General features: G+C 68.8%; 22 protein-coding genes and 4 pseudogenes. 6 read left to right on the forward strand and 20 right to left on the reverse strand.

The annotated features are described in order from the left end of the window. Positions 1 to 114: 114 nt before the first annotated feature. Positions 115 to 1,218, reverse strand: coding sequence for an LLM class flavin-dependent oxidoreductase (locus tag AQJ27_RS35900; RefSeq protein WP_067378496.1), 1,104 nt, complete (start codon positions 1,216 to 1,218; stop codon positions 115 to 117). Positions 1,219 to 1,295: 77 nt separating this feature from the next. Next, positions 1,296 to 1,418, reverse strand: a pseudogene (locus tag AQJ27_RS59055) (MarR family transcriptional regulator); the annotation flags it as partial. A 187-nt stretch (positions 1,419 to 1,605) separates the two neighbouring features. Here AQJ27_RS59055 and AQJ27_RS35905 point away from each other — a divergent pair. The 3 genes from AQJ27_RS35905 to AQJ27_RS35910 all read left to right on the forward strand — a co-directional run bounded on the left by AQJ27_RS35905 (position 1,606) and on the right by AQJ27_RS35910 (position 3,521). Continuing rightward, the gene (locus tag AQJ27_RS35905; RefSeq protein ID WP_067378078.1) at positions 1,606 to 2,253 is read left to right on the forward strand and encodes a hydrolase; all 648 of its coding nucleotides are present in this window, start codon (positions 1,606 to 1,608) and stop codon (positions 2,251 to 2,253) included. Between the two features lie 110 nt (positions 2,254 to 2,363). Then, positions 2,364 to 2,543, forward strand: coding sequence for a CDGSH iron-sulfur domain-containing protein (locus AQJ27_RS52855; RefSeq protein WP_079065487.1), 180 nt, complete (start codon positions 2,364 to 2,366; stop codon positions 2,541 to 2,543). Positions 2,544 to 2,600: 57 nt separating this feature from the next. Continuing rightward, positions 2,601 to 3,521, forward strand: a complete 921-nt coding sequence (locus tag AQJ27_RS35910; protein ID WP_067378081.1) for an NADP-dependent oxidoreductase — start codon at positions 2,601 to 2,603, stop codon at positions 3,519 to 3,521. Between the two features lie 115 nt (positions 3,522 to 3,636). On the opposite strand, the gene AQJ27_RS35915 is transcribed toward AQJ27_RS35910, so the two are convergent. After that, entirely contained in the window at positions 3,637 to 4,749 is a 1,113-nt protein-coding gene (locus tag AQJ27_RS35915; protein ID WP_067378084.1) for a serine hydrolase domain-containing protein, read from the reverse strand. A 180-nt stretch (positions 4,750 to 4,929) separates the two neighbouring features. Between AQJ27_RS35915 and AQJ27_RS59060 the strand changes: the two are divergent. After that, positions 4,930 to 5,054: pseudogene (locus AQJ27_RS59060) on the forward strand (helix-turn-helix domain-containing protein); the annotation flags it as partial. Here AQJ27_RS59060 and AQJ27_RS35920 read toward each other — a convergent pair. Both AQJ27_RS35920 and AQJ27_RS35925 read right to left on the reverse strand, forming a co-directional pair. Further along, a pseudogene (locus tag AQJ27_RS35920) lies at positions 5,030 to 5,523 on the reverse strand (SDR family NAD(P)-dependent oxidoreductase); the annotation flags it as partial. The pseudogenes AQJ27_RS59060 and AQJ27_RS35920 sit on opposite strands and share 25 nt — an antisense overlap. Before the next feature lie 42 nt (positions 5,524 to 5,565). Continuing rightward, positions 5,566 to 6,453 (reverse strand): SDR family NAD(P)-dependent oxidoreductase, encoded by an 888-nt coding sequence (locus AQJ27_RS35925; protein WP_067378087.1) that lies wholly within the window; start codon positions 6,451 to 6,453, stop codon positions 5,566 to 5,568. A gap of 130 nt (positions 6,454 to 6,583) precedes the next feature. On the opposite strand from AQJ27_RS35925, the gene AQJ27_RS35930 reads away from it, so the two are divergent. Next, on the forward strand, positions 6,584 to 7,516 hold the full coding sequence (locus tag AQJ27_RS35930; protein ID WP_067378090.1) for a LysR family transcriptional regulator: 933 nt from the start codon (positions 6,584 to 6,586) through the stop codon (positions 7,514 to 7,516). Between the two features lie 19 nt (positions 7,517 to 7,535). Here the strand turns inward: AQJ27_RS35930 and AQJ27_RS35935 are convergent, their stop codons facing one another. The 6 genes from AQJ27_RS35935 to AQJ27_RS35960 all read right to left on the reverse strand — a co-directional run bounded on the left by AQJ27_RS35935 (position 7,536) and on the right by AQJ27_RS35960 (position 13,963). After that, positions 7,536 to 9,884, reverse strand: coding sequence for an FdhF/YdeP family oxidoreductase (locus tag AQJ27_RS35935; RefSeq protein WP_067378093.1), 2,349 nt, complete (start codon positions 9,882 to 9,884; stop codon positions 7,536 to 7,538). A gap of 163 nt (positions 9,885 to 10,047) precedes the next feature. Beyond that, on the reverse strand, positions 10,048 to 11,799 hold the full coding sequence (locus AQJ27_RS35940; RefSeq protein WP_067378096.1) for an FUSC family protein: 1,752 nt from the start codon (positions 11,797 to 11,799) through the stop codon (positions 10,048 to 10,050). A 79-nt stretch (positions 11,800 to 11,878) separates the two neighbouring features. Continuing rightward, entirely contained in the window at positions 11,879 to 12,505 is a 627-nt protein-coding gene (locus tag AQJ27_RS35945) for a DUF1345 domain-containing protein (protein ID WP_235613850.1), read from the reverse strand. 128 nt (positions 12,506 to 12,633) lie between these two features. Continuing rightward, complete coding sequence (locus AQJ27_RS35950) at positions 12,634 to 13,107, reverse strand: DUF3887 domain-containing protein (protein ID WP_067378100.1); 474 nt, start codon at positions 13,105 to 13,107, stop codon at positions 12,634 to 12,636. Positions 13,108 to 13,153: 46 nt separating this feature from the next. Then, complete coding sequence (locus AQJ27_RS35955) at positions 13,154 to 13,459, reverse strand: hypothetical protein (RefSeq protein WP_159064464.1); 306 nt, start codon at positions 13,457 to 13,459, stop codon at positions 13,154 to 13,156. Between the two features lie 123 nt (positions 13,460 to 13,582). Then, entirely contained in the window at positions 13,583 to 13,963 is a 381-nt protein-coding gene (locus tag AQJ27_RS35960) for an NUDIX domain-containing protein (protein ID WP_067378107.1), read from the reverse strand. A 277-nt stretch (positions 13,964 to 14,240) separates the two neighbouring features. Between AQJ27_RS35960 and AQJ27_RS35965 the strand changes: the two genes are divergently transcribed. Then, positions 14,241 to 14,705, forward strand: a complete 465-nt coding sequence (locus tag AQJ27_RS35965) for a GreA/GreB family elongation factor (RefSeq protein ID WP_067378110.1) — start codon at positions 14,241 to 14,243, stop codon at positions 14,703 to 14,705. A gap of 53 nt (positions 14,706 to 14,758) precedes the next feature. On the opposite strand, the gene AQJ27_RS35970 is transcribed toward AQJ27_RS35965, so the two are convergent. The 9 genes and pseudogenes from AQJ27_RS35970 to AQJ27_RS36010 all read right to left on the reverse strand — a co-directional run. Next, entirely contained in the window at positions 14,759 to 15,556 is a 798-nt protein-coding gene (locus AQJ27_RS35970; RefSeq protein WP_067378113.1) for a family 1 encapsulin nanocompartment shell protein, read from the reverse strand. Between the two features lie 22 nt (positions 15,557 to 15,578). Further along, positions 15,579 to 16,562, reverse strand: a complete 984-nt coding sequence (locus AQJ27_RS35975) for a Dyp-type peroxidase (protein ID WP_067378116.1) — start codon at positions 16,560 to 16,562, stop codon at positions 15,579 to 15,581. A gap of 669 nt (positions 16,563 to 17,231) precedes the next feature. Continuing rightward, positions 17,232 to 17,783: a hypothetical protein gene (locus tag AQJ27_RS58005; RefSeq protein WP_067378119.1), complete on the reverse strand. Its 552-nt coding sequence runs from the start codon at positions 17,781 to 17,783 to the stop codon at positions 17,232 to 17,234. A gap of 69 nt (positions 17,784 to 17,852) precedes the next feature. Next, complete coding sequence (locus tag AQJ27_RS35985; protein ID WP_067378122.1) at positions 17,853 to 19,640, reverse strand: FAD-dependent oxidoreductase; 1,788 nt, start codon at positions 19,638 to 19,640, stop codon at positions 17,853 to 17,855. Next, complete coding sequence (locus tag AQJ27_RS35990) at positions 19,640 to 19,903, reverse strand: UBP-type zinc finger domain-containing protein (RefSeq protein WP_067378125.1); 264 nt, start codon at positions 19,901 to 19,903, stop codon at positions 19,640 to 19,642. Before AQJ27_RS35990 ends, AQJ27_RS35985 begins: the two co-directional genes overlap by 1 nt. Next, entirely contained in the window at positions 19,900 to 20,355 is a 456-nt protein-coding gene (gene trxA, locus AQJ27_RS35995) for a thioredoxin (RefSeq protein ID WP_067378128.1), read from the reverse strand. The genes AQJ27_RS35990 and trxA overlap by 4 nt, the downstream gene beginning before the upstream one ends. Further along, positions 20,352 to 22,991 carry an ATP-dependent chaperone ClpB gene (gene clpB, locus AQJ27_RS36000; protein WP_067378131.1) on the reverse strand — a complete coding sequence of 880 codons (2,640 nt, stop codon included), beginning with the start codon at positions 22,989 to 22,991 and terminating at the stop codon, positions 20,352 to 20,354. The genes trxA and clpB overlap by 4 nt, the downstream gene beginning before the upstream one ends. Then, positions 22,982 to 23,389, reverse strand: a complete 408-nt coding sequence (locus AQJ27_RS36005) for a chaperone modulator CbpM (RefSeq protein ID WP_067378134.1) — start codon at positions 23,387 to 23,389, stop codon at positions 22,982 to 22,984. Before AQJ27_RS36005 ends, clpB begins: the two co-directional genes overlap by 10 nt. Next, positions 23,386 to 23,788: pseudogene (locus AQJ27_RS36010) on the reverse strand (DnaJ C-terminal domain-containing protein); the annotation flags it as partial. The pseudogene AQJ27_RS36010 and the gene AQJ27_RS36005, both read right to left, overlap by 4 nt. Positions 23,789 to 23,842: the final 54 nt, after the last annotated feature.

The raw sequence follows: 23,842 nt of genomic DNA on the forward strand, positions 1-23,842 counted from the left end.
TGCGGTGGCCGTCCGGCGTTCGCGAGGCCGGACGGCCGCTGTTGAAGTCCGCGACGGTCCGCAGGACTTCGGTCTGGTGTTGATCGCGAGTGGCCTCTCGCCCGGTCCGAGGACTCAGCCGGTCGAAGCCGGGGATATGCGTTCGGCGTCGCGGGCGGCGACCAGTGAGGTGTGTGTCGGAGCGTCGGGTATGTCGGCAGGTCGGTTCTTGGCGAATTCCTTTCTCAGGACGGGGACGACTTCTTCGCCGAGGATGTCGAGCTGTTCCAGGACGGTTTTGAGGGGTATGCCGATGCCGTCCACGTTGAACAGTTGGCGCTGGTAGTGGCCGAAGTGCTCGCGGAAGGTGAGTGTCTTCTCGATGACTTGTTGCGGTGAGCCGACGGTCAGCGGCGTCTCGTCCATGTACTGCTCCAGGGAGGGGCCGCCGCCCATCTGGGGGGAGTGATCGAAGTAGGGGCGGAACTCGCGTACGGCGTCCTGGGAGTTGTGGTGCATGTAGATGTGGCCGCCGACGCCGACGATGGCTTGTTCGGGGGTGCCGTGGCCGTAGTGGGCGTAGCGCTCGCGGTAGAGGTTGATGAGTTTCTGGAAGTGTTCTTTGGGCCAGAAGATGTTGTTGGCGAAGAATCCGTCGCCGTAGTAGGCGGCTTGTTCGGCGATTTCGGGGGAGCGGATGGAGCCGTGCCAGACGAAGGGGGGTGTGTCGTCCAGTGGGCGGGGGGTGGAGGTGAAGGACTGCAGGGGTGTGCGGAACCGGCCCTCCCAGTCGACGGTTTCCTCGCGCCACAGGCGGTGCAGGAGGGCGTAGTTCTCGATGGCGAGGTTGATGCCCTGGCGGATGTCCTTGCCGAACCAGGGGTAGACGGGGCCGGTGTTGCCGCGGCCCATCATGAGGTCGACGCGTCCGTCGGCGAGGTGCTGGAGCATCGCGTAGTCCTCGGCGATCTTCACCGGGTCGTTGGTGGTGATCAGTGTGGTCGAGGTGGAGAGGATGATGCGGTCGGTGCGTGCGGCGATCCAGCCGAGCATGGTGGTGGGGGAGGAGGGGACGAACGGCCGGTTGTGGTGCTCGCCGGTGGCGAAGACGTCCAGGCCGACCTCCTCGGCCTTCTGCGCGATGGTCACCATCGCCTTGATCCGCTCGTGCTCGGTCGGTGTCCGGCCGGTGGTCGGATCGGTGGTCACGTCACCGACGGTGAAGATCCCGAACTGCATCGCGCCCATCTCCATATGGTTGATGTATCAACTGCACCCGTGAACGTGGAGCCGCGCCTCGGTATTCCGCACGTCGGGGGGGGGGGGGCTTCGATCGCCGCGTAACCGGCCGGGGTGGCGACGACGAACGCTCCGCGTCCGCCGTCGGGGCACTCCTCCCGGGTCACCAGGCCGCGCTTGGTCATCCGGGAGATCTGGTTGACACGTCAAATGTCCGGGTTAGTGTAGATGGCGCATCACCTAATGGGCCTCAGTGGACCGTAGCCGGGCGTGGTCGGCCGAACACCACGCGCATGCCGGACAGGTCGCAGCTGACCGCATTCCCGGCATCGAGATCGACGGCGTTCTGCCTATGCCCGCAGACACGGACACTCGGAGAGAGATCCCATGAGCGCGGTAGCCGGGACCGGACTTCAGGCTTTGCCGACCTTCGAGGAGAGCGTTCTCGTACTGATCGACCATCAGCCGCTCCATTTCGCCCACGTGAACAGTCATGAGCCGACGCTGATCGCCAACAGTGTCATCGGTCTTGCCGAGACCGCCAAGGCATTCGGTGTCCCGACGATTCTGACGACCATGGTGGAGGAGCGCGGCGGCTGTCTCGTACAGGGTTTGCAGGACGTGTTCCCGGAGCGGAAGCCGATCGACAGGACGTTTATCAACGCCTGGCAGGATGATCGCGTTGTGGAGGCCGTCAAGGTGACCGGGCGCAGGAAGCTGATCATCGCCGGCCTGTGGACCGAGATCTGTGTGGCGATGCCGGCGCTACAGGCCGCGGGTGAGGGTTTCGAGGTGTACGTCGTCACCGACGCTTCGGGCGGTGTGTCGAAGGAGGCCCACGACGTGGCCGTCCGGCGCATGGTCCGGGCGGGCGTTGTTCCGATCACCTGGTCGGCCCTGACGTATGAGCTCCAGCGCGACGGGGCGTGGGAGGAGACCATGCAGGTGGTGGCCCAGGCCCAGGCGGAGTACGACGTTGTCGCCCCCGGCCGGGAGGTAGAGCTTCTCGCCTGCCACGCCGGAGCCGGCGACTGACGTGGCGGGCAAGGACGCCGGCAGCCGGGGTGGACCGCTCGGCCGTCCTGTCGAACTCGTCTGCTGGATCGGGGTGGCAGGGGGTGGGAATAAGTTGATGCATCAACCGCATGAGGTTAGTGTGGTGGCCTGGTCTGGTGGGCTTCCGTGTAGGGCAGCTGACCGTGCCCGGTGAGCTGAGCGTGGACACCGCAGAAGGCCCGCGCGCCGAGACCAGCGCGATCCTGTGCACCTGCGGGCGAAGCGGCCACCAGCCGCACTGCGATCACTCGGGGCCGTGCGGTGAGTGACGCCGTCGTACCCGCCCCGCACGAGTAGTCACCCCTGACAGCTTGGAGCCGAAGCAGATGTCTCTCACAGTGCAGTTCTCCGAATACGGCAGCACCGACGTGCTGAGTGTTGTGGATGTGCCGCCGCCCACCCCGGGCCCCGGCCAGGTACGGCTCGCGGTGCGAGCCGCGGGTGTCAATCCGATCGACTGGAAGATCCTGCGTGGCTATATGAGCCAGGTGATGCCCCTCGATCTTCCGGCGGGTCTCGGGTCCGACGTGGCCGGCGTGGTCGACCAGGTCGGAGAAGGGGTGACCGCTTTCGAGGTGGGTGACGAGGTGCTGGGGGCGTCCATCACCCCTTCCTACGCCCAGTCCGCGCTTGCCGACCCTGCCGTGCTGGTCGCCAAGCCGGCCTCCGTCCCCTGGGAGGTGGCGGGGAGCCTGGCAGGCCCGGGCATCACCGCCTGGGAGGTGCTCAACAAGCTCGAGATCGCCAAGGGGGAGACGTTGCTGGTTCACGCCGCCGCCGGTGGCGTGGGCACGTTCGCCGTGCAGCTGGCAGTGGCTCGTGGCGCGCGAGTGATCGGCACCGCGAGCGAGTCCAACCACGAACAGTTGCGCTCGCTCGGCGCGGAACCTGTCACGTATGGCGCGGGGCTGGTCGACCGCGTACGGGCCATCGCTCCCCAGGGCGTCGACGCGGTCCTCGACGCCTCTGGCCGCGGTGAGATCCCGGACTCGATCGAACTCGCGGGCGGCCCGGCGCGCGTCCTCACCCTCGTGGCGTTCGACGCCGCGGACACCGGCATCCAGGTCCACATGAGCGCGCCGGGAGAGAGCGGTGCCCAAGCCCTTCGGGACATTCTGAACCTCATGGAGAAGGGACGGCTGCGGGTTCCGCTCTGGCGTACCTTCCCCTTGGCGGAGGCGGCGAACGCGCTGCAGGTCAGCCAGGCGGGGCATCTGGGTGGCAAGATCGTGCTGCTTCCCGCATAGGGGAACGCTCCCCGGCACAGGCACCCAGAATCCGACGGTCACCCCATCCGCGTACCCGGGCCCCTCCTGCGAACAGTTCGGCCCCGCCGGGTCCTGGTGCGTGCCCGACGGCAAGTCAGGCGCGCAGCCCCTTGAGCCCGTCGTAGGCCGCCATCACGACCTCGAGTCCCCGGTAGTCCTCCCCGGGCTCGCGCATCTGGTTCGGCACGTACGACACCGCCATGCGCGCGTCGGGTTCGATCATGACTGTCGCGCCGCCCCAGCCGCTCCAGCCGTAGGTATTGCCGAACAGGCCGTACCCCATGCCGTAGCGCATCGGCATGCCCAGGAGGCGGTCCTCGCCACGGAACTGTTCCTCCCACGCACGAGCAGAGCCGGCCTGCGACAGCAGCCGCACCCCGCGCACCGTTCCGCCGCACGCCATCACCGACTGCACGAGAGCGACCGAGCGGGCGTTGCCGAATCCGCTCGCCGCCGGGATCTCCGCGCGCCGCCAGGCGACGCTGTTCCCGTCACGGACCCGTATCCCAGCTCCGGCGGTAGGGGGTGCGGTCTTGCCGGGCGCGCTGGAGACGTAGTCCTCGTCGCGAGACAGCGGCGGGATCGAGAGCGCGACCCGGTGGTCGTGCTCCGCGGAGAGCCCGATGTGGAAGTCCGCGCCCAGCGGGCCGGCCACCTCGTCGGCGAAGAACTCGCCCAGGCCGCGGCCGGTGATCCGGCGTACGACCTCGCCGACGAGGAACCCCTGTGTGAGCGAGTGGTATCCGGCCGCGGTGCCCGGCTCCCACTGCGGAGCCTGCGCGGCGAGCCGTGCCGTGGCGGACGGCCAGTCGTAGAGATCCTCGGCCGTCGTCGGCCCGTCCCAGTCGGGCAGGCCCGCGGTGTGCGCGAGCAGGTGCCGCACCAGCACTCCGTCCTTGCCCGCCGCGGCGAACTCCGGCCAGTACCGGGCGACCGGCGCGGTCAGGTCGAGCTCGCCGCGGTCGGCCAGGACGAGGGCACACAGCGCCGTCATCGTCTTGGTGACCGACCAGACGCCCGCGATCGTGTCGCGCTGCCACGGGAGCGTGCGGTCCGTGTCGGTGAATCCGCCCCAGACGTCCACCACCGGCTCACCGTCCACGAAGACCGCCACCGAGGCGCCCACGTCTCCGGCGTCGAGCAGATCGGCGAGTGCGCCGGGTACCGCAGAGAAGAGATCGTCGTACGAACCCTGAATCTCGGCCATGCGCGGAACTTAGCCCGTCCCGCACCACCGCGGTCAACCGAATATCCGCTACGACGCGGCGCCTGGCTGTGTGCCGCTCCCGGACGACGTTGCTCAGTACCCCCGGAGAACGCCGATTCGCCGCAAGGCTCTGTCGTCCGCTGCTCCCGGTCGCGTCGGCCATGAGAGTGGTGAGGTGGCAGGCCCCCCGGCCTGCGCCGCGAGGAATGGCCACGCTCGCCGCCATGAGCATCGACTACTACGTCCGCATGGAGCGCGGCAAGGAGACCCACCCCAGCCCCGCCGTGCTCGACGCCCTCGCCCAGCGACGGGTCGCCTCCACCGCGAAGAGGACACCCGCGGTCTTGGCCTGACCGTAGGCGAGCCACGGATCGTAGGGGCGGAAAGCGAAGTTGACGTCGTCGAACACCACCGGGGACTGCTGATGACCGGTGGAGCTGACCACGACGACACGGGCGGCGCCGGCGGCGGCCGACGTGCCGTGCAGGCCGGTGGTGAGGGCGAAGTGGCCGAGATGGTTGGTGGCGAACTGCCACTCCCAGCCCTGTTCGGTGTACTTCTCGGGGCAGGCCATGACGCCCGCGTTGTTCACCAGCGCATGCAGAGGGCCCTCCCAGGCGGCGGTGACGGACTCGGGGTCGGTCAGGTCCAGGTGCGCGACACGCACCTACTGGTGCCGGTCGACCCGGTGATGTCCTTGGCGACACGTTCGCCCGCCGCCATGTCCCGGACCGCCAGGGTCACTTCCGCACCGGTGTCGGCGAGGGTGTGGGCTCTGAAGTTGCCGTGTGCTGTTCCGCACGCGACCTTCCGCGGTCAGGGCCTGAGCAGTCGGTCCTGCTCCACCGGCGGAGTCCCGTCGTGCCAGGGCAGGGCCTTGCCGAAGCGGATCAACTCGCCGTAGAGGGCGGGATCGACGTGCTCGGTGAAGACCAGGTCGAGCACCGCACGGGCGGCCTCGGAAGGCGGCTGGGCCTGGCTGAAGTCGCTGAACCAGGGCCGTGAGGTGGCGGTGTCGACCATGCCGGGACACACGGAGGCGATCAGGGTGCCGTCGGCGAGGTCGCGCTCGCGGCGTTCGGCCGCGACCGCGCGGACGGCGGCGACCTGGGCCACCTTCGAGGGCACATTCAGCCACCGTGGCCAGCCCGCCTCCTCGGCGGTCTTGTTGTGGACGGCACTGCGCCAGGACTCGACGGCGTACTCGACCTGGTCGAGGCTCGCCCCGTCGAACAGGTGGTGCAGCCGCGGATCGAGGTGGCCGAGGGTGCCCAGGCTGCTGGCCACGACGAGCAGTCGGCCGCCCGGACGCAGAACGGGGCCGAACGAGCGCAGGATCGCGTGGGTGGCGGTGTTGGAGACGTCGATGAACTCGTTGGCGCGCTCGGCCTGGGACTCCTCGGGCAACAGCCGGGCGACGGCGTTGGAGAGCACGACATCGACGCCGCCGTGCCGTGCCCGGAGTTCGTCGGCGAGTCCGGCGATGTCGTCGGTGTCGGTGACGTCCAGGACCTGGCCCTGGACATGGCTGCGTGTGACGGGCAGTTGCGCCACTTCGCGGGCGGCGTCCGAGACACGCTGGTGGTTGCGGCCGGTGAGCAGTACGAGGTCGTCGGGGTCCATACGGGCCGCCAGCCCTTCGGCGAGCGCACGCCCGAGTCCCTGGTTGGCGCCCGTGACGAGGGCGATTCGCGAAGCGTTCATACATGCCACGCTAGAAACGCCGCGACCATGAGTCCAACGAGATTCACGCACAGCTAGTATGCGCAATCGGCATGGAGCACGGGGCATGGGCAAGTGATCAGTGATCAGTGATCACGGATTTGGAAGCGTCATGGACTTCACGGATGTGTCACTGACCGCGCTGCGCGTCTTCCGCGCCGTGGCCGAACAGGGGACCTTCACCGCGGCCGCGGCGTCGCTGGGCTACACCCAGTCGGCCGTGTCCCGGCAGATCGCCGCGATCGAACGCGTGGCAGGAGCGGAGCTGCTGGAGCGACGGCGCGACGGAGTACGGCTGACCGCGGCCGGCCTCGTCGTCATGCGCCGCGCGACGACCGTGCTCGACGAGATCGACGCGACCGCGCGCGAACTGTCCGGTCTGCCGGGGCAGACAGGGACGGTCCGGCTGGGATGGTTCCCCAGCGCCGGGGCCGTCCTGCTGCCCCGAGCCCTGGTCGCGCTGCGCCGCACGGACCCCGGCCTGCACATCGTCAGCCGCGAAGGCAGCACTCCGGCGCTCGTGCGCGCCCTGCGAGCCGGCAGCCTGGACCTCGCCCTTCTGGCGTCGGCGCCGCCCTTCCGGCCGCCGGACGCCGAATCGCCTCCACTGGCGCTGCACACGCTCACCGAACGCGCGCTGTGTCTGGCGCTGCCCGCCACCCACCCGCTCGCCCGCGGCGACTTCGTCGACGTGGCGGATCTGCGCGGGCAACGCTGGATCGCCGGATCCTCCTCCGGCGAGGACCGCCTGATGGGGGTGTGGCCCGGTCTGGACGAACGACCCGAGATCGCCCACACCGCCCGCGACTGGCTGGCCAAGCTTCACCTCGTCGCCGCCGGGTGCGGGCTGACGACCGTGCCGCCCGCACTCATCCCGGCGGCACCACCGGGCGTACGCATCCTTCCCGTGCGCGGTGGGCCCCAGGAGCAGCGGCGTCTGTTCCTGGCCCGCCTTCCCCACCCGCCGAGCGAACCGGTGACGCGTGTGGCAGCCGCCCTGCGTGCCGCAGCCCTCGATGGTGACCCGCCGGACTCAGACCCGTGACGGTCCCGGTTCCCCCATGTCACAGTCGGCTCGGGGTGACACGGACGTTGACGTTCTTCATCAGCGGCTGATCGCTCTGCGTGCTGTAGTCGGCCGCACCGATGAGGGCGTTCATCTCGGGCATGTACCCCGCCGCGCAGCCCCGGGGCATGTCGTAGCTCAACGCCCGGTACCCGGTGAGGGAGCGCTTGCTGCCGTCCTTGGAGGTGGCCGTGATGTCGACCAGGCTGCCGGGGATGATCCCGCGGCAACGCATGTCGGCGCGGTTCATGAGGACGAGCGTGCGCAGGTTCTTGATGCCCCGGTAGCGGTCGTCGTCGGAGTAGATGGTCGTGTTCCACTGGTCGTGGGAGCGCATCGTCTGCAGCACCAACATGTCGTCCCTGGGCACGACATCCGGCAGCACGGCGGCGGAGAACTCGGCCCGGCCGGACGGGGTGAGGAAGACGAGTTCGCGGGCCGGTTGCTTGATCCGGAACCCCAGCGGCAGCCGGACGCGGCGGTTGAAGTCCTCGAAGCCGTCCAGGGCTTGGGCCATGGTGTCCCGGATGCGGTCGTAGTCCTCGATGTACTGCTCCCACGGGACGGCGCTGCGGGGAAGAGCCGCCCGCGCCATGCCGGCGATGATGGCGGGTTCGGACAGCAGATGGGGCGACGCCGGGCGCTTCATGCCCAGCGACAGGTGCACCATGCTCATGGAGTCCTCGACGGACGTGGCCTGCGGCCCACGGCGCTGGTGGTCCTTCTCTGTCCGTCCGAGACACGGCAGGATGAGTGCCTTCTTGCCGTGGATCACGTGGCTGCGGTTGAGCTTCGTGCTGACCTGGACCGTCAGTCCGCAGCGCCGAAGGCCTTCCGCGGTGTACGTGGTGTCGGGTGCGGCCATCGCGAAGTTGCCGCCCATTGCGACGAACACCTTGACCGTGCCCCGGTGCATCCCCTCGACCACGCCGATCGTGTCCAGCCCGTGCGCACGGGGAGGATCGATGCCGCAGACGTCGGCGAGCCGGTCGAGGAACTCGGGTGTGGGCCGGTGGTCGATGCCGCAGGTACGGTTCCCCTGCACGTTGCTGTGCCCACGCACGGGCGATGGCCCCGCTCCCTCGCGCCCCAGGTTCCCGCGCAGCAGCAGGAGATTGACGATCTCCCGAACAGTGTCCACACCGTGTTCGTGCTGGGACACCCCCAGGCACCAGCTGATCAGGGTCCGGTCGGACCGCGAATACACCTCGGCGGCCTTGAGGATGTCCGCGCGCGTCAGCCCGGACTGGCGCTCCAGCTTCTGCCACGGTGTCGCCTCGCACAGGGCCCGGTACTCCTCGAATCCCTGGGTGTGGCGGTCGATGAACTCGCGGTCGAGTGCCTTCGGGTCCGAGGCCGACTCCTCGATGACCGCCTTGGCCATGCCGCGCAGGAGCGCCATGTCGCCGCCCGCGCGGACCTGGAGGTTGAGCGTGCTCGTGCGCGTCGACTTGAACAGGGCCATGTCGACGAACTCGTGCGGGACGATGGTCCGGGTGGCGGCCGCCTCGATGAGTGGATTGACGTGCACGATCTGCGCACCCCGCCGGTATGCCTCGGCGAGCGCGGTCAGCATGCGCGGAGCGTTGGAGGCCGCGTTGACGCCCATGATGAACAGGGCGTCGGCACTCTCCCAGTCGGCGAGGTCGGCCGTGCCCTTACCGGTGCCGAGCGACGCCTGCAGGGCGCGTCCGGACGCCTCGTGGCACATGTTGGAGCAGTCGGGCAGATTGTTGGTGCCGTACTCACGGGCCATCAACTGGTACAGGAACGTCGCCTCGTTGCCGAGGCGTCCCGAGGTGTAGAAGGCGGCTTCGTTCGGGTCGTCGAGGGCCCGCAGCTCACTTCCGACGAGCTCGAACGCGGCCTTCCAGGTGATGGGCTCGTAGCGGTCCGTCTCCTCGTTGTAGACCATCGGCTCCGTCAGCCTGCCCGTGTCCTCCAGCTCGAAGTCGGTCCATGTCGCCAGCTCCGAGACGGAGTGCGCGGCGAACAGCTCACGTCCGGCACGCTTGGGCGTCATCTCCCAGGTGACGTGCTTGATGCCGTTCTCACAGATGTCGAGCTTGAGACCCTTGGTGTCGTCGGGCCACGCGCAGCCCGGGCAGTCGAACCCCCCGCTCTCGTGGTTCATCTTGAAGATGGCGCGTGGCCCGTCGATCAGCGTGTGTTCCCGCAGGAGGACGTGCGTGACGCTCTTGGCGGCACCCCAGCCGGCGGCCGGATGATGGTAGGCCCGCTGTGACGGCTGCTTCTCGGTGGTGGGCCCCTCGCCCCCAGCCGGTGTCTCCGCGTCGTGCGGCGATTCGTTGTCCGCGACAGCCTTGTCGGCATCCGAGGTAGTCATGCTGGTCAGCCCTTCGTATCCGCCGCCGAAGGAGTATGTGGAAACGCTACAACCATCCGATGGCACCCTCAAACGGGCCACAGGCGCATACGCACTCCACTGCTGTCATGCGGCGCCCGCCGGTCGTCCGCGCGGTCGTCCGCGCCGGTCGTATGTGCGGGATTCATGTGGTCCGATGCAGGCGCTCGAGCAGTACATAGGCGCGCTGCTCCGCGGCTGCCAGCCGGGCGGGGTCGACATCCGCCGCGTACAGCTCCCCGGCGGCGGCGTCGTCCGCCTCGCGCAGCTCCACCACTGCCACGGCCAGCTGTGTCTGAACGGCAGGGTGCGGTACGGCGGCGGAGTCGCCCAATGCCGATTCGGCGTGCTCGGATGCTTCGTCGCACGCGGTCAGTGCTCGCTCCACACGTGCTGCCGGGCGCCCGTGGACGACCAGCAGGGCACATGCCAGACCGATGAGGATGCCGAGGACGCTGCCCAGCGTCCGGTCGTGGACGAGCGTTCCCACAGGGGCCGGGGATGCCAGGTCGCTCATCAGCAGTGCGAGCGGCGTGAGGAAGACGACGCCGAGGCCGTAGTTCCGGGCCACGGTGTATTCCATCAGGAATTCGAAGACCACGATCAGGGCTACCAGAGCCGTCGGCGCCGGGTGGGTGGCCAGCACGCCGAACGCGATCAAGAGGCCGGCCGCCGTGCCCAAGGTGCGTTGCAGTGCACGCTCCAAGGTGGAGCGGACGTTGACCGAATGCAGGACGGCGGCCGCGGAGAGTGCGGCCCAGTAACCGTGTCCGAAGCTCAGGAACGCGGCCAGGCCACCTGCCAGCCCGGTGCCGAGAGCCATCCGGAACGCGGGGACGACAAGCACCGCGACATGCCCCGGGCTGCCGGCACCGCTCCCCACGGTCAGTTCGGCGGCGCGCCGGGCCGCGGGACCGGCCTCGTCAGGATGGCCGGTTGCCGTATCCGCAGACGGGGCGGACGGGCAGGACGGGGCGGACAGGGCGGACGGGGCGGACGGGAACATCGGGTGCGGCAGCGGGGATGGGGGACGGCGGTATCTGACGGTCAGGTACCGAGCCTGCACACGCAGGTAACGCGCTGTCGGGGCGTCGGGAGTCGGTCGGCGTGCGGAGGTGATCAGGAGCGACCAGGCGAGGTCGGTCAGGAAGACACATGTCCCGCTCCGCTCGCCGCGCCGCTGATCGGTTGTCAGGGGGCTCAGGCCGAGCGACTGATACGCCCGGAGGACGGCGGCGGTGGCCCGGTGCCGTGTGTGCCCGGTGCCATCGGCTCCTCCGCCTGGTTCCAGCAGGTCGGCGAGTTCGCGGAGGGCCACGGCCACCGCGAGCCGCTGCGGGCGGTCCGGGTGCACGACCCAGCCCACCAGTGCCAGTGCCCAGGCCGTGGCCGCGCCCGTTGCGGCGAGCCCTGTCTGGGTGAGCACGTCGGTGAGCCCGTCGGCTGGGCCGTTGGCCGCCACGGCGAACGAGAAGAGCATCAGCACGGCGCCGAGGCCACTCAGCCGTGTGGCGTCGCAGAGGAACTTCGCCAGGCCGGCCGTGACCGCCATCGCGGCGATCACCACAGCAGCGCCGAGACCTCCCGCTTGCGGATCGATCAGTGCGGCGAGCGTCGCACCAAGGCCGACGCACATCGTCATGGCCACCGAGGCCACAGCGAGGACGCGGGCGCGACGGCGGTAGGGCAGGTTGCGCCCGAACGTGGTGGTGAACGCGCCCAGCATGGGAAAGACGGCGAGGGCGGTTCGTCCGGAGAGCACCAACGGCACTGCGGGCAGTGCCATGGCCAGCGCCGCGCGCAGAGCGAACAGGAGCGCTCCGTCCACCGCGTGCAGGGTGAGCGCGCCGCGCGGCGAGAGTACGCGCGTCACATGGGTGCGGTGATGGCGGGACATGGTACCGAGACCGTCCGGAACACCATGATAATTGCGCGATCCACTCGTGGAATTGCCACTTCTGCCCACTTCTTCGAGATCAGTGAACGAGGATTCCTGCGAAGAGGTTGATGGCGGTAGCCAGGATGCTCGTGCCGAAGACGTACGACAGCAATGTGTGCCGGAGAACCATCGAGCGGATGATCCCACTGGAGACGTCGGTGTCGGAGACCTGGTAGGTCATGCCGAGGTTGTAGCTGAAGTAGAAGAAGTCCCGGTATGCCGGCGGCTGGTCGGAGTTGAAATCGATGCCGCCCCCGGAATCCACGTAGTAGAGGTACGCGTAGCGGGTGGCGTACATCAGATGCAGTGCCGCCCAGGCCATGAACACGCCGAGCAGTGCCGTCGCGGCATGGCCGCTGTCGGAGTTGCCGAGCAGGAATACCACGATGCCGACCAGACCGCACAGAGCGACTGTGACGACGACGATTTCCTCGAGGACGGGACGCAGGTCCTCGCGGCGAGCGTTGCCTCGGGTCGCGGCGGCGTCCATCGGCCACAGCACGATCCAGCCGACCACCACGAAGAATGTCTGGGTCGCGGCGATGCCCGCGAGAATGGCCATCGATGTGTCGCTGGACAATGCGACGGCCACGCCGACCGCCGCGCCGACGGCGACCGCGATGGCGAGCCGTGGGACTGCGGAAAGCGACAAACGGATGCTCACGCTCACAAGCCACAACGGTAGTGCTTCGTGGCTGCTCGGCACGGCGAGAGCGGGACCAGGGGGTGACGATGTCCCGCCTGCGGCCGGACGTACGGGACGTCCACGCCACGCGATCGTGTCACGAGGCTCTACGGGACCGGAACTCCTTTCTTGAGAAACCACAGACCTTCGATGTGCCCTTTTCCGTCGAAGACGACGCGGAGATCTCCGGGCTGCTCGGCCATGCGCAGGGGTATGTCGACCACCGTCCGATCGCCGGATACGACCTGCCGGGGCTCTCTGTGCGACTGGTAGCGACCGAAACCGAGCTGATCCTGGTATTCCTTCCACGCGTTCGCGAGAACCGCGGGATTTCCCTCTTGTCGAATCGACTCGTCGAAGCGCGCCGAGACGGCGACGAAGTTTCCCTTCACGACCTGGTCGAGGGTTTTGAGAGCGAGCTGTTTGTAAGGGGGCGGGCTGGGGGCCGTCACCGGTGGCGGGGCCACGACCGCGGTGTCGGTGGTATCCGGCATCGCGCTCGATACGGTCCCGGTGACCAGCACCAGAGCGCTGGAAGCGATGGTGACGGCGACGCTGAACCTGCTGGGCCTGCTGAACATGGCGTCCTCCCATTGGGTGTCCGTGGCCTGGGTGTCCGTGGCGCGCTCATGGAGTGAGAATTCGGCCTCTGACCTGGCGGTTGTGACGGCGGCGCATCACCTCGAAGGGGAGTACCGTGGCCCCGCAACAAGCGGCCACTCCCACCCAGATCGGCAGCATGAAAATGAGCGTGAACGAGCTGACGATCCAGCCCGTCGTGAACGTCACGTCGGCCCATAGTGGAAAAAGCGCGAGCCGGGTGGAGAACAGAGGGATCGGTCGTCCTCGGCTGCGTGACGCGGCGTACCGCACATAAGTGATGCTGGACAATGCCCCGACGATGACGGCGGCCGTGATGGTGATGATCTGCATGAGAATCTCCTGACCTGAGAAATTCTGCATCCAGAAAACTTCACCGAGGGGCTTCGCGTCATGTCACGGAACAGCGTGACTTGAAATCAGGAACCGATCCTGATAAACGCCGCGCCTACATCCCTACACGGGTGTATGGCCTACCAGGTAGTCCCGCACGGCTTCGGGCAGCCCCGCGTCGATGGCTTCGGCGAACCGGGTCCAGCGGATCTGCTCCGGGCCGAGTCGCGCCTCCGCCGAGGGGGCCTGGCTCAACAGCTGGCACACCACAGCGGGCCGTGCGTCCTCTCCAGCCGCTGGCTGCGGCCGTAGAACGGATGTGCCGTCGACCAGGTACCCGGTGAGCTCGTACACCAGACGCGCCGCGCTGGCCTCCGCCGACTCGGCGAGCTGCGGGGCGCCCGACGGCAGCCCCCAGCTGTCCTGCGCGGCCACCATCAGCAGACGCCCGTCGTACACGACGACCGCGTCCACCACGCCCCGGGCAGCCTGCTCCAGCGTCATGGCTCAACCGTCCCTTTCCTTCTCGCGCGACCGGCCGACCGGCCCCGTCCGAGCCCCCGTTTCCTACCCGGGGCACATCGGTTCACGCGGTGCGCGCTGCCGTTCCTGAGCGACGGCTCGTTCACGTCCGGCATTGAGTTCCGCTTCTCGCGGTTCGTGCGCTCGAGCAGGCTGCCGCCCTCTCCGGCACGCGGTGCGGCGAGCTCGCGACTATGCTCGCAAACAGCGGAATCGCCCATCGTCACCCAGCTGTTCCACCCGCACAACGGGAGCAGGAATGACCAGTGAAGCCGGGCCGATCAGCGCCGAAGCCCGTCGGGCGCTCGAACAGGAGCTTGCGGATCTGCACGCCGAACGCAACGCGGTCGCGGCAACCCTGGGCGGAACAGACTCGGCGGGAGACACAGCCGACCAGGCCGACGAGTTGCAGCGTGCCACTCAGTTGGACCACCTCGACGCCCGTATCACCCAGATCACCGTGCGGCTGGACGGGGCGGTGGAGGCCGGTCCGCCGCGCACCGATGTGGTCGATCTGGGAAGCACTGTCACCGTACGGTTCGCGGACGGCGGCGAAGAGACGGTCCAGATCGGCGACGTCGCCGAGCCGTTGGACCAGACGTTGGTCACCACCGACAGTCCCCTCGGCCGCGCACTGCTCGGCCGCCGTGCGGGTGACTCCGTCAGCTACGAGGCGCCCGACGGACGGACGACCGTGACGGTGCAGTCCCTGGGTGCCCCGTAGGACCCGTATCGCCGTCTCCCAGGGCAATCCACGTCCGCTCGGACGTCGTGCGGTCACGAGCCCAGTGCCACCACAGCCTCGTCGGTGTACACCAGGAAGGTCAGGCTCTGGCGGAAGTACAACTCGATCTCGTTCGCGTCATGCGCGGTGTATCCGATCGCGAGGTCCTCACCGAGCCGCAGTTCGAAGTCCCCGCCGCGGGTGGACAGCAGAAAAGCGCCGTCGACCGCGGGCGCCCAGATGGGCGGGGCGTCCAGCATCCGGCTGAGATGCTCCGTGATCGGATAGCCGTGGTCGGACGTCTCGCTCACCAGGGTGTACGCGTCGGCGCCCAGCAACAGCGAATACGGGCCGTCGACTCCGGCCAGGCGCAGGGTCGTCAGCGCGCGGCTGACGGCATCCGGGTAATCACGTGTCTCCGCCGGCAGGCCGTGCACCGGATGGGAGGTGCGCCTGCGCAGCCCGTCGATGCCCGCTGCCCCGTACCCCTCGAAGACGGCCCGGTCTTCGGTGAACGCCATGGAGCGCGCCGCGTCCTTGACCGGTTGCCAGTCGGAGTCGTTCGAGCCGCGCTCCACGTCGTCCACCGCATCGCGACCGACCTTGAAGGGGACGCGCAGTTCGACCAGGGGCTGTGCTTGGCGCAGGAGAGCGGTGACGCCCGGTCCCGGCGCTTCGATGCCGGTGAGATGGCCGGTGCCGACCGAGGCAAGCGCGGGACCGTCGGGTCCGGTGACGTCCACGACACGACGGCCCCCCACGTTGCGCTGGAAGGTACGGCGGGCTTCCTCCTCGATCTGTGCCCATGCCTCGGGCGTGATCGGCGCGAGTTCGCGGTGCAGGTTGTTCATACCGTTGGGCGTGGACACGTGATCAGGCTCCTTTGAGACTGCCGATCCCCAGGGAGCCCTCGGCCGCCGCCGCTCCGGTGGGCGCGGCGGGCGGGTCGTCGAGGAAGTCGGCGCTCGGTACGTAGAACAGACAGCCGGTGACCGCCGTGGAAAAGTCGAGGATTCGGTCGTGGATATGGGGTTGGTCACCGAGGAACATGTTCCTCAGCATCTGTTCGGTCACCTCGGGAGTGCGCGCATAGCCGATGAAGTAGGTACCGAACTCCCTTTGCCCGATGCTGCCGAACGGCATGTTGTCACGGACGATCTTCCGTTCGGTTCCGTCCTCGTCGGTGATGGTGTTCAGTGCGACATGTGAGTCCGCGGGCTTGATGTCGTCCGGCATTTCGACGTTCGCCAGCTTGGTGCGGCCGATGACCTTTTCCTGTTCCTCCGTGGGCAACGCGTTCCAGGCGGCAAGGTCGTGCACGTATTTCTGCACGATCACGTAGCTGCCGCCCGCGAAATCGGGGTCCTCGTCACCGATGAACACGGCGTCGGCCGCGACCTGGCCCTCGGGGTTCTCGCTGCCGTCGACGAAGCCGAGGAGGTCGCGCTCGTCGAAGTACTTGAAACCGTGTACCTCGTCCACCACGGCGACCGCTCCGTAGAGACGTTCGCCGATCAACTGGGCCAGTTCGAAACAGAGGTCCATGTGGTGGGCACGCAGATGGAAGAGCAGGTCACCAGGGGTGGACGGGGCTCGGTGCCGGGAGCCCGTCAACGCGACGAAGGGATGCAGATCGCGTGGGCGGGATCCTGCGAAGAGCCGGTCCCAGGCGGCGGAGCCGATGCCGACGACGCAGCTCAGCCCCGCGTCCGGAGCGCGGAAACTGACCGATCGTCGCAACCCGGCCACATCCTGGAGCAGGTCGCGAACGGCGGGCTCGCCGCCAGGTGCCATGGTGCACACGAGGAACAGGGCGGCTTTGGCGGGCGGGGCCATCACGAACTGCGACTCAACCACGGAGCCTGCCTCCTACTTGTCGTGGCTATGGCGCTACGCACGGCAGAATAACGTGAGGAAACAGAATAAATACTAGGATTGGGTCACGGCGATGTCGACCGGTGCGGGTATACAGGCGCCTGCCTGCGCGCATCGCACCCGCCCCCCTGGTGGTCGAGGACCAGCGCCCGATCCATTGCGCCTTCTTCACGAGGGAATCCCGGCGATCCGCAATAAGGGGTCGCGAAAGGGTAGCGGCGCCCAGGACTTCGGGGCGAAGACCCCCTGGGGCCCGCGCGGGAGCGGATCCGGTACGGGGGCGGAACTTGGGTTCCTTGCCGCAGCCGCAGAGTTCGCGGCCCTCGTAGCGCAGTCCGGCGTTCAGTACCGCAGCCACGACGGTCCACGCCTTGGTGTCTCGGCGCCGTGGCGGGGCGAAGTCGTGGCCGGCACAGGCCATTGGCCCTGAGCATCGGGGGCATCTGTGCTCGTCGGGCCCGGGATGCCGCTTACGCGACTCGGCAGGGCACGCACGCGTAGTGCAGCTTGTAGGGATTCTCGGCGTAGTAGCACACGAGGTGAACGTACCCGGCATCGTGACGGCTGACGAGACGGCTTTGCCGCCAGGTCATGGTTGAGTGAGGATGCGGGTCCGGAGGAGTTGGAACGAGGTCCGACCGTACATGGTCGTCAAGGCGGCGCGAGGAGGCTCGGACGGCTTCCACGGCCCGGCGCACACGCCTCTCGTCCCGTAGCCCGGGGACAGTTCAGCCGTCGTCGCCATCGCGCGTGAGCTGGTTCAAGGTGTCTGCTGCCGGACTGGGCGATCACCCCGCCGTCCTCACCGAGCTTCTCGGCAACGTATGTCTGCAGGTCATCACGGACATCGTCGGCATCCCAGGTTGCCCCGTTCAGCAGCCGTTGCAGACCGTCGGGGGGTGTGGAGGCAAGGTGCCCGGAGGTGGGGAAGACCGACATGTCCAGGCCGATCTCGGCCGCCAGCAGTCGGCGGGCGAGTACCCCGCGGTGTTCGACGCGGAAACGGTGCCCGAGTGCCTCCTCCAGCCTCTCTCTTGTGGACCGCAAGCGGCCCTTGACCAGCGAGGCCAGGATCTTTGGATCGCGCTCTTCCTCCACCAGTGCGTCCAGGATCGCCCGCGCGGACTTCGAGTACGCCTGGGAGGTCACCGATGTCAGCTTGATCCCGGCGTCCTGGAGCACCTTCTCCAGTCGCTGGATCATCCGAGCCCGTTCCTGCGTCATCGCTGCCCGTGACCGCGTCAGATCCGCAGGTCCCGCATCTCCTGGGCGTCATGCGAGCCAAGCGGACTCCTTCGGACGGGTGTGCGGTGAGCTGTCGGTGCCGCCGTGCGCGGCCGTGCGGCCCAGGTAGCGGTGCACGAAGTGGATGCTCATCGCGCCTTCGCCGACCGCGGAGGCCACCCGTTTCACCGAGCCGCTACGGACGTCCCCTACCGCGAAGACCCCGGGCAGGCTGGTCTCCAGGGTCATGCACGAGCGCCCACGGCCGTGCCACACCTCGGGGTAGGCGCAGGCTTCCTGGGCCTCCGGGCCGGTGAGGACGAAGCCGCGGGAGTCGAGGGCGATGATGTCGGCGAGCCACTCGGTGTGGGGGTCGGCGCCGGTGAAGACGAACAGGCCCCGTACCGCGAGTCGGCGGTGCCCGCCCGTGCGGTTGTCGACCACGTCGAGCTCCTCCAGCACCTCCTGGCCGATGACCTCGGTGACCTCGGTGTGCAGCATGACCTCCACCCGCGGATGGCGCTCGACCTGGTCGACCAGGTAGCGGGACATGTTGGCCTCAAGGCTGGGTCCTCGGACCAGCAGGTGCACCTTCGGCGCGAACCCGGCGAGGAACAGCACCGCTTGGCCCGCGGAGTTGCCTCCGCCGACGACGGCCACCGGGTCGGTGCGGCACTGCTGGGCCTCGTAGACGGTCGCCGAGTAGTGGACGCTCGTTCCCTCCAGGCGTTCGATACCGGGCACCTGGAGCCGGCGGTAGCGGGCGCCCGTGGCCAGGACGACGGCGCGGGCGGCGATCTCGCTGCCGTCGGCGAACGCCACCACGTAGTGGTCCTCGTCCTTGGGACGGAGACCGGTCGCCTCCACCGGAATGCTGAACCTGGCGCCGAACTTGTCGGCCTGGAGCACGGCGCGTTCGGTGAGTTCGGCGCCGGAGATGCCGGCGGGGAAGCCGAGCAGATTCTCGATGCGGGACGACGTGGCGGCCTGGCCGCCGGTGGCCATCGCCTCCACCACGGTGGTGCTCAGGCCCTCGGAGGCGGCGTACACCGCGGCAGCGAGGCCGGCGGGTCCGGAGCCGACGATGAGGACGTCGCCGTGACGGTTTCCGGCGGGCAGTGACGGCAGGCCGATGAGCCGGGCCAGTTCCGCGTTGCTGGGGTTGCGCAACAGGGTGGTGTCCCGCCAGATGACGAGCGGTGTCTCCTCCGGGCCGACGCCGAAGCGGCGCAGCAGCTCCTCGGCCTCCTCGTCGGTCTCCAGGTCGATCCAGCGATGCGGCAGCCGGTTGCGGATGGCGAACTCGCGCAGCCGCCGGGTGTCGGGCGAGTAGCGCGAGCCGATGATGCGGAAGCCGGCGCCCTGTCCGACGAGCAGAGCGCGACGGCCCAGACAGGCGCGCAGCACGACGTCCCCAATGGTGGAGTCCTGGGACACCAGGTGGCGCAATTGGTCCAAGGAGATGACGAGGACCTCGCCCGGCTCCCTGGCGACAGCGGTGTAGAAGGCCACCTGTCCGTGCAGCAGCCCGAGTTCGCCGATGAAGCGACCGGGGCCGTGCACGCGCAGCACGTGCTCCTCGGGAGTGCCGTAGTCCTCGACGACGGCGACGGTACCGCTGAGGACGACAAAGAACGTCTCGCAGCGCTCCCCCTCCTGGAGCAGCACGTCGTTCGGAGCCATACTCCGGCGTTGCCCGTGCTCCGCCAGACGTGCTATCTGGTCCTCCGTAAGGCGCGGATACGCGCCGTAGATGTCCGGGGTCTCCCAGAAGACGGCCTCGTCCGCTTCCTCCGGCACCGGTTCTCCGCCCGGCAGCGACTGGTCGCCGGACATCAGACGAACGCCTCGTGAACGTAGCACCAGCGCCATTCCTCGCCGGGCTGGAACGACTGCACGATCGGATGGGCGTCGGCAGCTGCGTGCCTACGCGCGTGCTTGTTCGGCGAGGAGTCACAGCAGCCGACGTGCCCGCAGGTCAGGCAGAGCCTCAGGTGGACCCACGGGGAGCCGAGCAGCAGACACTCCTGACACCCTTCTGGGGTCAGCGGCTGGACCGGCCGGACAAGCGCGAGATGGGGGTCTGCGTGCAGGGTCATCCGGATCGCCCTTCCCGGGCCGTGATCGACTGTTCCACCCACTGGCGCAGAGCGGGGGCGGGTGCCGCCCCCGCCTGCCGGGCGACCGTCTCGCCCTGGTCGAGGACGAGCAGTGTCGGTACCGCCTGGACCTCGAAACGCTGCGACAGCCGCGGGTTCTTGTCGATGTCGACCTTGACGAGTTTGATGCGGCCGGCGAGATCGGTGGCGACCTTCTCCAGCGCGGGGCTGACCATGCGGCAGGGGCCGCACCAGGTGGCCCACAGGTCGACCACGACGGGGACGTCGGCCCGCTCGGCGACCTCGGTGAAGTTGTCGTCGCCCGCGTCCACCATCCACGGTAGGGGCTGCTTGCAGTGGCCGCACTTGGGGCGGCCCTCCGCGGCCACGGGCACTCGGTTGGTGCGCCCGCAGTGGGGACAACTGACGGTCGTCGCCTGCATCGTGCTCATGCCGCCCGCGCTCCCTTCACGTTCTCGGGCTGGTCGTAGGTGACCATCAGCTCTGCGTGTTCGGCGTCGACGCGGACCGTCGCGCCGTCCTGGACGTCGCCGCGCAGCAGGGCGCGTCCGACCAGTGTTTCGACCTCGTGGGAGATGTAGCGGCGCAGTGGCCGGGCCCCGTACACCGGGTCGTAGCCCTGGTGGGCGATCACTTCCCGGGCGGCGTCGGTGAGTTCGACGGTGATGCGGCGTTCGGCGAGCCGCTGCCGCAGTTCGTCGAACTGCAGCTCCACGATCCGCTCGATCTGCCGCTCGCCGAGCGGCTTGAACAGCACGATGTCGTCGACGCGGTTGAGGAACTCCGGGCGGAAGTGCCCGCGCAGCTCGCCCATCACCAGGGCGCGGGCGTCGGGCTTGATCTCACCTTCGGCGGTGGCGCCGTCGAGGAGGTGCTCGGAGCCGATGTTGGACGTCATGATGATCACGGTGTTGCGGAAGTCGACGGTGCGGCCCTGGGCGTCGGTGATGCGGCCGTCGTCGAGGATCTGCAGCAGGGTGTTGAAGACATCGGTGTGCGCCTTCTCGATCTCGTCGAACAGCACGACCGAGTACGGCTTGCGGCGTACGGCCTCGGTGAGCTGGCCGCCCTCCTCGTAGCCGACGTATCCGGGCGGTGCGCCCATGAGCCGGCTGACGGTGTGCCGCTCCTGGTACTCGCTCATGTCGAGGCGGACCATGTTCTCCTCGGAGTCGAACAGAGTCCGGGCGAGGGTCTTGGCCAGCTCGGTCTTCCCGACGCCGGTGGGGCCGAGGAAGATGAACGAGCCGATGGGACGGCGAGGGTCGCGGATGCCGGAGCGGGCGCGGATGATGGCGTCGGTGACGAGTTCGACGGCTTCGTCCTGGCCGATGACGCGCTCGCGCAGGATCTCGTCGAGGCGCAGCAGTTTCTCGCGTTCGCCCTCCTGGAGGCGGGCGACGGGGATGCCGGTCCAGGCGGCGACGATCTCGGCGATCTCCTCCTCGGTGACGACCTCGCGCAGCAGCCGGTTCTGCCCTTGTTTGGTAGCCAGTTGCTCCTCTTCTGCGGCGAGCCGGCGCTCCAGGTCCCGGAGTCGGCCGTAGCGGAGTTCGGCGGCGCGGTTGAGGTCGTAGGCGCGTTCGGCCTCCTCTGCCTCGTGGCGGACCTGCTCCAGTTCCTGGCGCAGGTCCTGCACGCGGCGGATCGCCTGCCGTTCGGCCTCCCACTGGGCATGTTTGGCGTCGGCCTCGCCGCGCAGGTCGGCCAGTTCCCTGCGCAGCTCCTCCAGGCGGGTTCTGCTGGCGGGGTCGCTCTCCTTGGACAGGGCCGCCTCCTCGATCTCCAGGCGGGTGACGTGGCGGGTGATCTCGTCGAGTTCGGCGGGCATCGAGTCGATCTCGGTACGCAGCCGGGCGCACGCCTCGTCGACGAGGTCGATGGCCTTGTCGGGCAGGAATCGGTCGGTGATGTAGCGGTGGCTGAGGGTGGCCGCGGAGACCAGCGCGGTGTCCTGGATCTTCACGCCGTGGAAGACCTCGAGGCGTTCGCGCAGTCCGCGCAGGATGGAGACGGTGTCCTCCACGCTCGGCTCGTCGACCAGGACCTGTTGGAAGCGGCGTTCGAGGGCGGCGTCCTTCTCGATGTGCTTGCGGTACTCGTCGAGGGTGGTGGCGCCGATCATGTGGAGTTCGCCGCGGGCGAGCATCGGCTTGAGCATGTTGCCCGCGTCCATGGCCCCTTCGGCGGCGCCTGCGCCGACGACCGTGTGGAGTTCGTCGACGAAGAGCAGGATGCGCCCTTGGGCGGCCTTCACCTCGGACAGCACGGCCTTGAGGCGTTCCTCGAACTCGCCGCGGTACTTGGCTCCGGCGACCAGGGAGCCCATGTCGAGGGCGAACACCGTCTTGTCGCGCAGGCCCTCGGGGACATCGCCGCGGACGATGCGCTGGGCGAGGCCCTCGACGATGGCGGTCTTGCCGACGCCGGGGTCGCCGATGAGGACGGGGTTGTTCTTGGTCTTGCGGCTGAGGATCTGGGTGACGCGGCGGATCTCCGCGTCACGGCCGATGACCGGGTCCAGCCGCCCGGACCGAGCCTCGAGGACCAGGTCGCGGCCGTACTTCTCCAGAGCCTCGTAGGCCACTTCGGGGTTGGCGGAGGTGACGCGCTGGTTGCCGCGGACCTGGGTGAGCGCGCTCAGGAACGAGTCCCTGGTGATGCCGGCCTGTTTGAGCAGTCGCCCGGCGGCGGTTGAAGAGCTCTCCTCAGCCAGGGCGAGCAGGAGGTGTTCCACGGACACGTACTCGTCCTTGAGGCGTTTGGCTTCCCGTTCGGCGGCGTCGAGCAGGTGGGCGAGGCGCTGGGTGACGAAGACCTGGCCGGGTGCCGCGCCGGGGCCGGTGACCTTCGGGCGGTGGGAGAGTTCCTCGCTGACGGACGCGCGCAGTTCCTTCGGCTCGGTGCCGGCCTGTTGCAGCAACCGCGGGATCAGACCGTCCTCCTGATCGAGAAGTGCGAGCAGCAGGTGTTCCCCGTCGACCTCGGCGTGCCCCATGCGGCCGGCCGCGGTCTGGGCCTCCTGGAGGGCTTCCTGGGACTTCTGGGTGAGACGGTTCATGTCCATGGGGGTGTTTCACTCCTCATGCCGCAGCCGCGCAGGGCGGCTTCGAGCAGGCTGATGCGGTCGAGCAGGTCGAGCACCAGGCCGATGGATGCGTAGTTGAGGCAGAGTCCGGTGCGCAGCCGCTGGATGCGGGCAAGGACCGCCGGGGCCGTGGGGTCGAACACCAGGCGCCCCGCGGCGTCGCGTTCGGCGTCGATCAGGCCGAGGGCGACGAACCGGCGGATCAGATCGGGGTGGAGGCCCGAGCGACGGGCCACGGCGTCGAGGGAGAGCCTGGGGGCGGGCACGAGCGCGTACCGGACAGCCGTCGAGGCGCTCACGTCGGCGCCCGTTCGTACCGGACGGTTGCCCACGCCGGCCCAGTCGATGCCTGCCGCTCCCGCGGGTCGGTCGTTCATCGAGTCCTCCTGGGGTCGTACGAGGAGGTGGCGGCGAGCTCCTCGAACAGTTCGCGCTCCCGGTCGCCGAGGGTGGGCGGCACCATGACGCGGAGTTCGGCGTACAGGTCGCCGTTCGCGCCGCGCGGGTTCGGCATGCCCTCGCCGCGCAGCCGCAGCCGCCGGCCGCTGGACGAGCCCGCGGGCACTGTGACCTTGGCCGTGCCGCCGCCGGGCGTGGGCACCGGCACGGTCGCGCCCAGGGCCGCCTCCCAGGGGGCGACCGGGACCTGGACGTGTACGTCGCGGCCGTCCAGCCGGAACCGGGGGTGGGGCTGGATACGCACTCGCAGGTACAAGGTCGCCCGCGGCGGCGTCACCGCTGCCGCGGCCGCCCTCGCCCGCCAGCCGGATGCGCTGCGCACGCCGATGTATGCGGTCCGCCGGTTTCCCACCCGTGCGCACGGAGGGTCT

It is taken from the genome of Streptomyces olivochromogenes (assembly GCF_001514115.1).
In the GTDB taxonomy this organism is placed as follows: Bacteria; Actinomycetota; Actinomycetes; order Streptomycetales; family Streptomycetaceae; genus Streptomyces; species Streptomyces olivochromogenes.

Coding starts and splice junctions, on each gene's coding strand:
- AQJ27_RS35900 (WP_067378496.1), bottom strand. CDS start 1,218: ATGCAGTTCGGGATCTTCACCGTCGGTGACGTGACCACCGATCCGACC.
- AQJ27_RS35905 (WP_067378078.1), top strand. CDS start 1,606: ATGAGCGCGGTAGCCGGGACCGGACTTCAGGCTTTGCCGACCTTCGAG.
- AQJ27_RS52855 (WP_079065487.1), top strand. CDS start 2,364: ATGAGGTTAGTGTGGTGGCCTGGTCTGGTGGGCTTCCGTGTAGGGCAG.
- AQJ27_RS35910 (WP_067378081.1), top strand. CDS start 2,601: ATGTCTCTCACAGTGCAGTTCTCCGAATACGGCAGCACCGACGTGCTG.
- AQJ27_RS35915 (WP_067378084.1), bottom strand. CDS start 4,749: ATGGCCGAGATTCAGGGTTCGTACGACGATCTCTTCTCTGCGGTACCC.
- AQJ27_RS35925 (WP_067378087.1), bottom strand. CDS start 6,453: ATGAACGCTTCGCGAATCGCCCTCGTCACGGGCGCCAACCAGGGACTC.
- AQJ27_RS35930 (WP_067378090.1), top strand. CDS start 6,584: ATGGACTTCACGGATGTGTCACTGACCGCGCTGCGCGTCTTCCGCGCC.
- AQJ27_RS35935 (WP_067378093.1), bottom strand. CDS start 9,884: ATGACTACCTCGGATGCCGACAAGGCTGTCGCGGACAACGAATCGCCG.
- AQJ27_RS35940 (WP_067378096.1), bottom strand. CDS start 11,799: ATGTCCCGCCATCACCGCACCCATGTGACGCGCGTACTCTCGCCGCGC.
- AQJ27_RS35950 (WP_067378100.1), bottom strand. CDS start 13,107: ATGTTCAGCAGGCCCAGCAGGTTCAGCGTCGCCGTCACCATCGCTTCC.
- AQJ27_RS35955 (WP_159064464.1), bottom strand. CDS start 13,459: ATGCAGATCATCACCATCACGGCCGCCGTCATCGTCGGGGCATTGTCC.
- AQJ27_RS35960 (WP_067378107.1), bottom strand. CDS start 13,963: ATGACGCTGGAGCAGGCTGCCCGGGGCGTGGTGGACGCGGTCGTCGTG.
- AQJ27_RS35965 (WP_067378110.1), top strand. CDS start 14,241: ATGACCAGTGAAGCCGGGCCGATCAGCGCCGAAGCCCGTCGGGCGCTC.
- AQJ27_RS35970 (WP_067378113.1), bottom strand. CDS start 15,556: ATGAACAACCTGCACCGCGAACTCGCGCCGATCACGCCCGAGGCATGG.
- AQJ27_RS58005 (WP_067378119.1), bottom strand. CDS start 17,783: ATGATCCAGCGACTGGAGAAGGTGCTCCAGGACGCCGGGATCAAGCTG.
- AQJ27_RS35985 (WP_067378122.1), bottom strand. CDS start 19,640: ATGTCCGGCGACCAGTCGCTGCCGGGCGGAGAACCGGTGCCGGAGGAA.
- AQJ27_RS35990 (WP_067378125.1), bottom strand. CDS start 19,903: ATGACCCTGCACGCAGACCCCCATCTCGCGCTTGTCCGGCCGGTCCAG.
- trxA (WP_067378128.1), bottom strand. CDS start 20,355: ATGAGCACGATGCAGGCGACGACCGTCAGTTGTCCCCACTGCGGGCGC.
- clpB (WP_067378131.1), bottom strand. CDS start 22,991: ATGGACATGAACCGTCTCACCCAGAAGTCCCAGGAAGCCCTCCAGGAG.
- AQJ27_RS36005 (WP_067378134.1), bottom strand. CDS start 23,389: ATGAACGACCGACCCGCGGGAGCGGCAGGCATCGACTGGGCCGGCGTG.